The sequence below is a fragment of the Sphingobacterium corticibacterium genome (assembly GCF_004208525.1).
In the GTDB taxonomy this organism is placed as follows: domain Bacteria; phylum Bacteroidota; class Bacteroidia; order Sphingobacteriales; family Sphingobacteriaceae; genus Sphingobacterium; species Sphingobacterium corticibacterium.
The window spans coordinates 1,268,084-1,279,261 of the sequence record NZ_SGIT01000002.1 but is presented as its reverse complement, the minus strand read 5'-3'; the positions used below and the strand labels follow the sequence as shown (position 1 = coordinate 1,279,261).

Below are 11,178 nucleotides of genomic sequence, written 5' to 3'. Positions count from 1 at the left end.
CTTTTTTTTTAAAAAGAAACTATCGTAATAATTCCTGTATATCCTCCGTGGATAACGATTTTATAAAGCTTTCTTCTGTGGTAATTAGCGTGGATGACAGTGCTTTCTTTTGGCCTTGGAGCGCTAGTATTTTTTCCTCTACGGTATCCTTGCTAATGAATTTGTATATAAATACATTTTTCGTTTGTCCGATACGATGTGAGCGGTCAATAGCTTGTTGTTCTACTGCCGGGTTCCACCAAGGATCTAAAATAAATACGTAATCTGCTTCGGTAAGGTTAAGCCCTACACCTCCTGCTTTAATGGAGATTAAAAAGATTTGTGTGTTTTCCTGTTCTTTAAAGGTGTTTACCGCATCGGCTCTGTTTTTGGTGTTTCCATCCAGGTAAGCATAGGCTATTTTTTCGCGGTCGAAATAGTCTCGAAACAATTGTAAGTGTTTTACAAATTGGGAGAAGATAAGCACTTTATGGCGCTCGGCGATAATAGATTGCAGCATCTCCACCACGGTATCAAATTTACCCGATGAAAAAGCTTCCTCCTCGTTTATCATGATGGGATGGTTGGCTATCTGTCTAAGCTTGGTGAGTCCCTGTAATAACATAATCTGGTTCCCCTGCCCGTTTTGCTGCAACTGGTTGTCCAGAAGGGCGTTACGGTATTCCGATTTTATACGTTCGTATAGCTTCATCTGTTCCTCTGTCATTTCACAATAAACGGTTTGTTCGGTTTTTGGAGGAAGTTCCTTGGCAACTTGGTCTTTGGTGCGGCGGAGAATGAATGGCTTGATGATGGCTTGTAGACGAGCCGCTTTTTCTTCGTCTTTCTTTTTCTCAATAGGTACTACAAATTCTTTCTGAAAATAACTGTACGAACCGAGTAAACCCGGATTTACAAAATGCATCTGCGACCATATATCGCCAACGGAATTTTCTATGGGTGTACCGCTTAATACCAATCGATGTTTGCTTTTAAGACCCTTAATCGCCTTAAAGGATTTGGAAGTCGGGTTTTTGATATGCTGGCTTTCATCTAGAATAATATAGTTGAAGAAAAATTTGCTTAACATTTCTGCATCGCTACGTACAACGCCATAGGTCGTGATCACCAAGTCAAAATGGGAAAAGCCAAATGTATCTTTTAGACGATTTGAACCGGTGTGAAGATGTATACGAAGCTTCGGTGCAAATTTTTCGGCTTCTTTCTGCCAATTGTAAAGGAGTGATGTGGGCAGTATCAGCAGGGAAGTTTTGGCATGGTCTGTTTCTTTTAAATACTCTTTTTGCCGTTGTAGCAAAGCGAGTGTCTGTACGGTTTTCCCCAAGCCCATATCGTCTGCAAGGCATCCGCCAAACTTGTATTCCTGTAGGAAGTGAAACCAATTGTAACCCGCGCGCTGATAGGGGCGAAGTTCGCCTCGAAATCCGGTCGGCATTGGTGCTTCCGCGATACTGTCGAAATTTAATAATTGTTCTAGTTTGCGATGAAAAGAAAGTTCCGTATGCTCCGATATTTCATATAATAATCCGATATGGGTTTTGTTTAGCTTTAAGCTATGCTTATTCGTCGTAAAAAGGAATAGGTGTTCATATTGGGAGAACCATTCTTCTGGAATTAGCGCGATTTCCCCATTGGGTAATGTAAATTCTTTGTTTTTACTTAAAATATGTTCCCTTAAAGCGACAAAGGGAATCTCATAGGGGCCAAAATGTGCCACCGCCCGTATGTCAAACCAATCATTACCCTCTTCGATCGCCATTTCCAGGGAAGTCTTTCCGATGAAAATACGTCGGTCACTTTTTGCCTGGGTGATGATAAATCCTTTCTCTAAAAGCAAGTGTTGCTGGTTATTTAACCAATCAACAATAGATTCACGTTCTCCGTTGACTACATAATTTGCGAACAACAAATCTTTTTTGCGCAGACCTAATTCTTCGATGAAAATACCTTGTTTTTTTTCCCACGCGAGGGAACGCTTTATCCGATGAAAAATATACGTGTCCGCTTCTTGGTTGTATACTAATCGTACCGTAACAGGATGCTCTGTTCCGGCCGAAAACTCATAAGGACCATACGCAAAGGTCAGTTGTAAAAAAGACTGGCCGGAAGGGACGTAAAATAGCTTTAGGATGGGGGTTGCGTTTTCTTTATGGGTCTTAATTTCAAACCCCTCGGCATACACATGGTGTTTTTCGATCAGGTTGCTTACAAAAGTTTCAAAGTATCGCCTTTCGGTATTGCGGGCGACGCTGATATAACGTTTGCTCAGAAACGGGCTGAGTTTCTTGCCATCTATATCCTGATCGAAATAGTATAAGGTGTTTTCTACCAACAACCAAGCCTCCTTATTCACGATAACTTGTGCTCCTTTATACATGAAGTCCAGTCGATGGCCTTTGTGTTTTAGGGTAGGGAAATAGCGGGTTTCTGTCTCATTGCGCCGAAAATGGAATAAGATAGAGGTAGGCTCATCGGCAATATGTATTTCCTGATCGGCAGGATAACCGTCTTTACTCATTAAAAAAAGCGGCTTATCCTGCAACTGCTTTAATACGGTGAGCATCTTCTGCTCAATTTTCGGGCGTATCCGATCGTAAATTTTTTCATCGAAAACATTTCCGAAAAAATCTACGGGACGTATGGCTTTTTTGTTGAAAGCTTTAATAATATGTGTTTGTTCGATCTCATCTAATAAGGTAATAAGATGATAATCGGTTTCGTCCAATGCCGGTGCAAAATCACCAATAGTATTCGTGAAAATACGTTTATAGCTCAGCGAATAAGAACCATTGGTGTTCAATTGAACAATATGGGGTTCTATCAAGTAGCCCAAATAAGGGTGTTGTCCTAACGAATAGATTAACTTGAATGGTAATTTGCTATCAACCTGCTGCATTAAAATTCCTGAAGTCTTTCAAAAAAGTCTCTAATATACCTTTATTCTTCCTTTTTTTCGTAAAAAAGAGGTATAAATCCTTCAAATACAAACTGCGCGGGTCCTTTCAGGCGTACATCGGTGAATTTTTGACCTATTTTGTGAAAGCTGATGTATAGTTGTCCGCCGAGAACACGAATTGGGATTTCTTGGTGTCCCTCTAAGCCGTGATGTAAGGCAACGGTCATAGCAGCAGCAGTTGCACCGGTGCCACAAGCTAGTGTTTCATCTTCTACACCACGTTCAAATGTCCGTACGAAATACCCCTGTTCTTCTTGTTCGATAAAATTGACGTTGATTCCTTCTTTTTTGTAGGTTGCATTATTCCGGATCGCATATCCCATTTCGTAGACATTCTTGTGTTGGAGATCACTGATCCACGTAACATAATGGGGAGAGCCAGTATTCAATATATAGGCGTCGCCATCACGCTGTATAGTGGGAACATCGATCATTCCTAAATCCACCTGGTTGTCTTGGATGGTGGCTTGATGCTCTCCGTCGACTGCCAAAAAGACAGTTTTTTCTTGAATAATTCCTAAGTCGCGAGCGAAAGCGACGATACACCTCCCCCCGTTGCCACACATACTTGCTTCTCCGCCATTGGCATTATAATAAATCATTTCGAAATCAAAATTTTCATTATTTTGAAGGAGCATTAAACCGTCTGCACCAATTCCAAATCTTCTGTCACATATCGCTTGTACTAAATCTTCGTTTTCACGGTCAAAAAAACCGCTTCTATTGTCGATAAGCACAAAATCATTTCCGGCACCTTGATATTTTGAAAATTTTATTTTTCTATCCATTTGCTTGATTTTTTTGTCAAAAATTAATATTCTTGTTACAATACAACGTTTGATTGTTAAATCGTGTTAAAAACCAGACTTAAGCCTTTTCATTAACATTTTTTAACTGTCAAAACTTTCCATGCCATTTCTAATGGTACTACATTTGAACAAGCCATAACACAAAAGTAAAAGAAAATATTTTTAAAGATAAAAGATCATTATAGTAATTAAGACAATGAAGAAAATAGGAATGAGTTTATTAATAGCTGCTGTTGGAGGTGCGGTGGCTATCGGAGGGTACAAGCTCTTCGAAAATAAGCAAAACGAGCAAATGACCTTCGAAGAGAAACAAAAGGTTTATTTTGCAAATAATCCGGGGAGCGAAATCTTGTCGTCGACAGGGAATCCAGATTTTACAGAAGCCGCTGCGGCGGTATCGCCTGGTGTGGTGCACATCAAGGTGACCATGACGCGACGGGCGTCTCAGGGAGGCGGCGGATCTCCTTTCGATATGTTTGAAGAGTTTTTTGGAATGCCGCAACGTCGTCAACAGCAACAACCTCGACAAGCAACTGCCTCCGGATCGGGAGTATTGATCTCACCTGATGGCTATATCGTTACGAATAACCATGTGGTGGAAGATGCCGATAAAATTGAAGTGAAACTAACAGATCAACGAACATTTGAGGCGAAGGTTATCGGTAGAGATGCTGATTTCGACTTGGCGTTACTTAAGGTGAGCGGATCTAGTCTGCCTTTTGTGAAATTCGGTGATTCTGATCATGTACGCATTGGTGAATGGGTACTGGCGGTTGGCTACCCGTTGAGTTTGCAGTCCACTGTAACAGCGGGTATAGTTAGTGCGAAGGGACGGCAGATCGGTATTCTCGGGGAGCAAGGACAAGGTTCGCCTTACGGATACGGACAACCGCAGGAGCCTATAGCGCGTACAGCGGTAGAATCGTTTATCCAAACAGACGCGGTTATCAATAAAGGAAATAGTGGTGGAGCATTAGTAAACACACGCGGTGAATTGGTTGGAATCAATGCGGCTATAGCGTCGCCTACAGGTGTCTATGCCGGCTATGGGTTTGCTATTCCGGTCAATTTAGTGAAAAAGATTGTGAATGACTTTAAGGAATTCGGCACGGTACAACGTGGTTATGTCGGCGTGAATTTCCGTGAGGTAGACGCGGCCATTAGAGAAGAATATAAGATTGATGATATTCATGGTTTATACGTGTTTGATGTAGTGAAGGATGGAGCAGCGGCAGCGGCGGGTATACAAAAAGGAGACGTACTGACGAAGGTGGAAGGAAATATCATTTATTCGTCTTCTGACTTACAGGAGCGCGTAGCACGGTTAAACCCGGGCGATAAGCTAAAACTTACTTACAAACGCGATGGGAAAGAACGTGATGTCACGGTTACCCTAAAAGCACAGGATACCAAGAAATCTGTTACAGAGGAAGAGGCGAGTGCGAGTGCAACAGAAATCTTCAATAAGTTGGGTGCAAGCTTTACGCCTGCTTCCGATGCACAGAAGAAAAAATTTGGTGTAAACTCGGGTGTAGTGATCACACAGGTGCATCGTGGAGGAATGTTTGAGTACTTCGGTGTTGAAAAAGGATTGGTTGTAACACATGTGAACGGAAAACCTGTGAATAATGTGGATGATGTGGAGTCTGCTTTGGGTAGTACCAAACGAAATATTGTTCGTATCACTGGCGTTTCGGAAGGTGGAACGACTGAATTCAATTTCCCGATCCAATATTAATAGCGATCATCGATTACATCATAAAATAGATACGCGTCATCTGCTGAAAAAGTAGATGACGCGTTTTTTATCATATAGGTATCAACTTTCTGGATTACCTTTTGTATTCAAAAGAATAGCGTTATTTTAGAAGCATGAAGATTTTGATGGTTTGTTTAGGTAATATCTGTCGATCTCCACTGGCACATGGGGTCATGCAGCATCTAGTGGAACAGGAGGGGTTGGACTGGGAAATAGATTCCGCGGGAACGGGCGATTGGCATGTGGGACATCAACCAGACAAGCGTTCCATAGCGGTGGCGAAGAAATATGGGGTGGATATAACGCAACAACGAGCCCAATGGTTCCAACGAGATTTTTTTGAACGCTATGATCACATCTATGTAATGGACAACAACAACTTTCGAGACGTTACGGGACTGGCGGAATGTGATGAAGACAGGGCCAAAGTGCGTATGTTTTTGTTGAAAGATATCGTGCCGGATCCGTATTTCGATGAGAATCAGTTTGAGCCTGTGTACCATATGATCGAGAAACGCTGTCGCGAACTTATTCGTGAACTGCGTAAATAATTCCCTACTTTTGCTAACGTATGAAAGCATCGGAGATTAATAAAAAATGGACGGAGCTGCAACGTGTTATTGCAAGTGACTTCGAGATGGAACTTCCCGATATTAAAGTTATGCTTTTTCTCATCGGTGTCCAAGAACTTGGAAAAGGACCACAGCAGTTTTCTAAACGGCAAAAAGAAGAGCTTATGCATATTGCTACTTGTCGTTTGTTTAGCGCTATGGGCTTCTACGAACTGAGAGGATTGGATGAAGAGGGGTGGCCGCATTGGGATTTAATAAAGGCCATTCCCAACTATACGTTGTTGGAACAAGAGATGATTCTAAAATCGTTGATTATTGATTATTTTCAGGATACCTATACCTTATCGTAATTTGTATTTATGAAGAAATATTTTAGGGAGATAGGCATACTTATGTTGGGCATGTTTCTGGTTACAGGGGCGTGGGCGAAAACACCGCAATATCATTATGTATCGATAACAACGGACAAAGGCGCTTGTTTATTGAAGCTGTATAACGAAACACCCAAACATCGGGATAATTTCGTTAAGTTGGTTAAAGAGGGTTACTATGAAGATTTGATGTTTCATCGGGTTATCCAGAACTTTATGGTGCAGGGTGGCGATCCTAACTCACGTTATGCCGCACAAAAGCAGTCGCTTGGTGACGGAGGACCCGATTACAAGATTCCTGCAGAGATTCAGGAGGGCCTTATGCATAAAAAAGGAACAATCGGTGCTGCACGAGATGATAACCCTGCAAAGCAGTCCTCGGCTTCTCAGTTTTATTTAGTACAGGGACGCGTGTTCTCATCTGCGTCATTAGATTCTTTAGAGGAATTTCGATTGAAAGGAAAGAAGCTGACTGCACAGCAAAGAGAACTGTATTCGACGATTGGAGGAGCACCACACCTAGATGGAAATTATACGGTGTTTGGAGAACTATTGCAAGGTGTAGAAACCATCGATAAGATTGCGGTTGTAGAAACAGATGAACGAGATCGTCCATTGGAGGATGTGCGGATGTCGATGAAGTTACTGACTAGAAGAGAGGCGTTAAATCTTGAACGGGAAATGGAAGGACTCTCTCCCAAGACAGGCTTTTTGACTAAGTTTTTTGATCTTTTCCACTCGCGGTATTATTAACTTCTTAACCTCTTTACAAATAGAACAATGAAGATCATAACCTATAACGTAAACGGCTTGCGCGCTGCTCTTAAAAAAGATTGGTTGGGCTGGATGAAAATAGTGAATGCAGATGTCGTTTGCTTGCAGGAAATTAAAGCTACGCAAGACCAAATCCCAGAAATTCTCTTATTGGAACAGATGGGATATGAGCACTATTGGTACCCGGCACAAAAGAAAGGTTATAGTGGTACGGCTATTTTTACGCGGATTACACCTAAACATGTGGAATATGGTTGTGGGCATGAAGATTATGACTTTGAAGGGCGTACCATTCGTGCTGATTTTGACGATGTATCCGTGATGAGTGTATATTTTCCTTCTGGAACAACAGGTGATATACGACAGGACTTCAAATACCGTTTCTTAGATGATTTTCAGATATATAGTGATAAGCTCTTGCAGGAAAAGCCAAAACTAGTGATTTCGGGTGATTATAATATATGCCATCGTGCCATTGATATTCATAATCCAAAGTCCAATGCAAATAGTTCTGGATTCTTGCCAGCGGAACGTGAATGGATGGAAAATTTTATCAATTCTGGATATGTAGACTCCTTTCGGCATTTAAACCCCCAACCGCATCATTATACTTGGTGGAGCTATCGTGCTGGGGCACGAGCGAGAAATCTCGGCTGGCGGATTGATTATAATATGGTTTCTACGTCGTTGGCAGACAGCATAGTTAGGGCAGAGATTATGCCTTCTGCTGTGCATTCCGATCACTGTCCGGTGTTGTTGGAACTTCGATAAAACAATAATAGTTTTACGCGATAATACAAGCAACGAGCTGATGCTCATCCAATGGTTTGCTTAAGATACAGTCGAAGACATACGTTTGACTTTTCTTCATCTCGCCTTCCAGGTGCATCGTATCTGCGGTGAACGCAATTACTTTAACGTCCTCTTTTTCCGGATTATTCCGGATTTCTCGCAATACATCCCAACCGTCGATCTCTGGCATCGAGATATCTGTGATAACGGCATCTACGGGGTGCTGTTGTATGAATGTCAACGCATCCTGCGCTTTTTCAAACGTATATACGTTTGGAAAGTCTTTGAAATAATGTTTTAAATAGAGAATATTGATCCTGTTGTCATCTACCAACACGAGCTGTATGTCTTTTGGGAGGTCGGCCAGGGTATAAACTTTCGACGCAGTGTCTTCCAGACGTAGTTGTTTAATCGGTACCGATAGAGTAAAGGTAGAGCCTTTTCCAACAGTGCTGTTTAATGTGATATCCCCTTGCAATTGTTCCGATAGCAATTTAGAAATATAAAGCCCAAGACCAAAGCCCTTCGTTTTACTCCTGTTGTCCGTCATGTAATATTGCCGGAAAATTTGAGATTGGTGCTCGGGCGCGATGCCTAAGCCTGTATCTTTCACTTCTACAAAAAGTGTATCTTGACTGCCTACTTTTTTTGTATATGTTTTTACGCTGACTTCGCCTTTGGGTGTGTACTTTATCGCATTGCTAATCAAGTTAGAGACGATTTGTCTTATCCGGAAGGAGCTGCTGTAAATTTCCAATTTGGGGTCAATATCTATTTGTTGTTTTAAAGATAGCCCTTTCTTTCGTGCCTGATAGGTATGCAGGTTTATAATGTCTAATAATAGCCGATAAGGAGAAAAGTATTCATTTTTTACTTCCAATGCCCCTACTTCTAGCTTGCTAAGGTTCAGGATGTCGTTCACCGTGCTATTGATGACGGAGATTTCATGTGCCGCAGAATCTAAGTATTCGGGCTGAATAGTATCCTTACTGCCATTCTTCCGTAAGATATCGATAATCCCTAGGAGCGAATTAATAGGCGATCTTACTTCGTGGCTTATGTTGGCTAAAACGCTTGTCTTTTCCTCTGCAACTTTTGCCGCATAATCCTTTTCTTTTTCCAGTTTCTTTTCGTACGTCGTTGCTTTGGATTGATAGTAAAGAATAAATAGAATCATAAGCAACATGACCGATAGCGAGATGATAAGCTGTCCGCGAAGCTGATCTATATTTTCTTGATATAGTTCCAGATCTTTAGCTTCTGCTTCTCGTATCGAGGCACGCTCCAATTCTTGTATTTTTTCTACGCCTGTGCGCAGATTGTTTAACAGTAGGTAATTTGCTTGTATCAGATTACGCTCTTTTTGTCGCATTACAGCGAAATTTTGCTGTAATGTGCGCATACCTCGGTTATAGCTTGTTTGGTTCTGTACAATCAGGTTCTCGACATTGCGTTGCAGTACCTCAATTTGATGGGTATTAAATTGTTGGGTGATCGCAGAATTTAGCAAGGTGTCATCCTTCGCATTAAAAACACGATTGAATAGACTTTGTTTTTTGCGCACCGCAGTATCTACGTTCACTTTGTTGAGGGCGGTATCGTTAAGAATTTTACGCATAACAGCGTCTGTTGAAACATGCCTCGGTGGCATAACCTTTTGGCTTTGGGTTAATGCTGATAGGGAATCCTGTGCCATGAAAACAAGATCATTAACGATCTTTTTAAGCGCTGCGAATTCCCCCGCCAAAAGGTCTCTTTTTTGTATATCAGCGTTGCTGTGTTGTAGAGATATGTTTCCCGTAGGACTATTAGACAATGTGTCAAGATATAATTTAATTGTATCAAGTTTCGTCCGATATTCGTTGTAGGTCTCCTGATCAAAATCTACTGTATATTGTCTAAAACGATTATCTGCTTCGCCATAAACTGAAAACAGCTGGTATAACGTAGAAGACTGCTTTAACCCAAATGCATAAGCAGCATCAAGACGTTCCTTGACTTTCTGGTAGGCTATATACTGGTAAATAAAGACAGTACTTAGGTATGCAAAAATGGCAATAATTGCACCGATAAGTACTTTTCGCAGTAAAAATGTTTTCTTACTTGTTGGCACGGCTACTGTATTTAAGTTAAAGTTTAACCGTTAAGCTTTAGCCTGCTGTCCTGCCGGCCGGTTCTTATGTTTTCTTTTGCTGATTTTTTCTATATTGACCGGTTGAGGTACTTTTACATAGTAGCCTGTACCGTCATAAGTCCGTTTACGAGGGTGCTCCATACATACCACCGAACAGCAACCATCCATTTCCCAACCACATGCGTCACATTGCGTGAAGTGCTCGTTACACTCGGGGTTGGCACAATTGATCATCTTCGAAGTCACCTTTCCGCAATTTCTGCAGGTAGATACGACAGAGGGATTAACGGTATTGACATCTACCGTAACACGGTTGTCAAACACGTAACACTGCCCTTCGAAATCTTTACCCTCAACTTCCTTACCGTACTTAATGATGCCTCCATGCAGTTGATAAACGTCTTTAAAACCTTCTTTTAGCAATAAAGCAGAAGCTTTTTCACATTTGATTCCTCCAGTACAATAGGTCAGTATTTTTTTGTCTTTATATTGTTCTAATTCCTTGACCTTTTCCGGAAATTCGCGAAAGTTCTCTATGTCTAGTGTCACGGCATTTTTAAATCGACCTACGGCATGCTCGTAATTGGAACGTACGTCCAAAATAACGACGTCTTCCTGGTCTTTCATCTCTAGGAAGTCCTTCGGCTCTAAGTGTTTGCCTGTCTTCTTATTAGGGTCAATTATCGCTGGGTTGCGTAACCCAGAATGTACGATCTCGGATTTGTACCGACAGTGCATCTTGATAAAAGATGGTTCATCGACGTCATCGATTTTAAAATCTGTTTTACGGAATCGCTCATCGGCATGTACAGCCTCCATATAGGCTTGACAAGCCGCTGATGTTCCAGAAACGGTACCGTTCAGCCCTTCATCGGCGACGATGATACGACCTACGAGACCAAGTGATTTACAAAATTCGAGATGTTCCGCAGCAAATCGTTCTGCGTTTTCGATTGGACTGTAACAATAGTACAGTAGTGTTTGATATTTTGCCATATTCATTGATACCGC

The 11,178-nt window shown here is 41.5% G+C and carries 9 protein-coding genes; 5 read left to right on the top strand and 4 right to left on the bottom strand.

Annotation, left to right across the window (positions count from 1 at the left end):
- Positions 1 to 19 precede the first annotated feature (19 nt).
- Together EWE74_RS13510 and dapF are read right to left on the bottom strand one after the other, a co-directional pair.
- Positions 20 to 2,896, bottom strand: coding sequence for a DEAD/DEAH box helicase (locus tag EWE74_RS13510; protein WP_130142048.1), 2,877 nt, complete (start codon positions 2,894 to 2,896; stop codon positions 20 to 22).
- A gap of 41 nt (positions 2,897 to 2,937) precedes the next feature.
- On the bottom strand, positions 2,938 to 3,744 hold the full coding sequence (gene dapF, locus EWE74_RS13505) for a diaminopimelate epimerase (RefSeq protein WP_130142047.1): 807 nt from the start codon (positions 3,742 to 3,744) through the stop codon (positions 2,938 to 2,940).
- A gap of 217 nt (positions 3,745 to 3,961) precedes the next feature.
- On the opposite strand from dapF, the gene EWE74_RS13500 reads away from it, so the two are divergent.
- The 5 genes from EWE74_RS13500 to EWE74_RS13480 all read left to right on the top strand — a co-directional run bounded on the left by EWE74_RS13500 (position 3,962) and on the right by EWE74_RS13480 (position 8,012).
- Complete coding sequence (locus tag EWE74_RS13500) at positions 3,962 to 5,503, top strand: Do family serine endopeptidase (protein ID WP_130142046.1); 1,542 nt, start codon at positions 3,962 to 3,964, stop codon at positions 5,501 to 5,503.
- A 134-nt stretch (positions 5,504 to 5,637) separates the two neighbouring features.
- Positions 5,638 to 6,075 carry a low molecular weight protein-tyrosine-phosphatase gene (locus EWE74_RS13495; RefSeq protein WP_130142045.1) on the top strand — a complete coding sequence of 146 codons (438 nt, stop codon included), beginning with the start codon at positions 5,638 to 5,640 and terminating at the stop codon, positions 6,073 to 6,075.
- Between the two features lie 20 nt (positions 6,076 to 6,095).
- Positions 6,096 to 6,446, top strand: coding sequence for a hypothetical protein (locus EWE74_RS13490; RefSeq protein WP_130142044.1), 351 nt, complete (start codon positions 6,096 to 6,098; stop codon positions 6,444 to 6,446).
- 9 nt (positions 6,447 to 6,455) lie between these two features.
- The gene (locus EWE74_RS13485; RefSeq protein WP_130142043.1) at positions 6,456 to 7,220 is read left to right on the top strand and encodes a peptidylprolyl isomerase; all 765 of its coding nucleotides are present in this window, start codon (positions 6,456 to 6,458) and stop codon (positions 7,218 to 7,220) included.
- Between the two features lie 27 nt (positions 7,221 to 7,247).
- Entirely contained in the window at positions 7,248 to 8,012 is a 765-nt protein-coding gene (locus tag EWE74_RS13480) for an exodeoxyribonuclease III (RefSeq protein WP_130142042.1), read from the top strand.
- 13 nt (positions 8,013 to 8,025) lie between these two features.
- Here EWE74_RS13480 and EWE74_RS13475 read toward each other — a convergent pair whose 3' ends face one another.
- Positions 8,026 to 10,146, bottom strand: a complete 2,121-nt coding sequence (locus EWE74_RS13475) for an ATP-binding response regulator (RefSeq protein ID WP_130142041.1) — start codon at positions 10,144 to 10,146, stop codon at positions 8,026 to 8,028.
- Positions 10,147 to 10,176: 30 nt separating this feature from the next.
- Positions 10,177 to 11,163 carry an oxygen-dependent tRNA uridine(34) hydroxylase TrhO gene (gene trhO, locus EWE74_RS13470; RefSeq protein WP_130142040.1) on the bottom strand — a complete coding sequence of 329 codons (987 nt, stop codon included), beginning with the start codon at positions 11,161 to 11,163 and terminating at the stop codon, positions 10,177 to 10,179.
- Between the last annotated feature and the right edge of the window lie 15 nt (positions 11,164 to 11,178).